The organism is Paenibacillus sp. MAHUQ-45 (assembly GCF_058133325.1).
The window spans coordinates 1-613 of record NZ_JBYUPV010000039.1 but is presented as its reverse complement, the minus strand read 5'-3'; the positions used below and the strand labels follow the sequence as shown (position 1 = coordinate 613).

The window sequence follows — 613 nt, the reverse complement described above, 5'->3', positions numbered from 1 at the left end:
GCCGCCGAAGGTGGGGTAGATGATTGGGGTGAAGTCGTAACAAGGTAGCCGTATCGGAAGGTGCGGCTGGATCACCTCCTTTCTATGGAGAATCGTCACCTGCAACGGTGACATTCAAATCGGAAGTTTAACTTCCAAAACTATAAACGTGTATCCATTTGTTCAGTTTTGATGGAATTTGCGGGGCCATAGCTCAGCTGGGAGAGCGCCTGCCTTGCAAGCAGGAGGTCAGCGGTTCGATCCCGCTTGGCTCCACCAACAAACTTCATCTATTTGTTATGTCTTTTACAAAAAAAAAAATATTGTCTGTAATTCCTGACATCACAGCCGTGATTGTCACGTGATTACAGAAACTTGATCCTTGAAAACTGGATACCGAAACGAATTTGCGTTTTAGAACATCTTTTAGCTGAAACTTGTGTGAGCAAGTTGAAATAGTTATTAGTTGATACGATTAGTTCTTAGAGAAGATGTGGGCCATTTTAAATGTCCGATATTTTTCCTCTGGAAAAAATCGAGGTTAAGCTAATAAGAGCACACGGAGGATGCCTAGGCGCCAGGAGCCGACGAAGGACGTGGCGAACAACGAAACTGCCTCGGGGAGCTGTAAGCA

At 45.0% G+C, this 613-nt stretch carries 1 tRNA gene and 2 rRNA genes; all 3 read left to right on the top strand.

Annotated elements, in window-relative coordinates:
- Positions 1–82, top strand: a 16S ribosomal RNA gene (locus tag AC3Y23_RS29040); the annotation flags it as partial.
- A 100-nt stretch (positions 83–182) separates the two neighbouring features.
- Positions 183–258, top strand: a tRNA-Ala gene (locus tag AC3Y23_RS29035).
- A 260-nt stretch (positions 259–518) separates the two neighbouring features.
- Positions 519–613 (top strand): 23S ribosomal RNA (locus AC3Y23_RS29030); the annotation flags it as partial.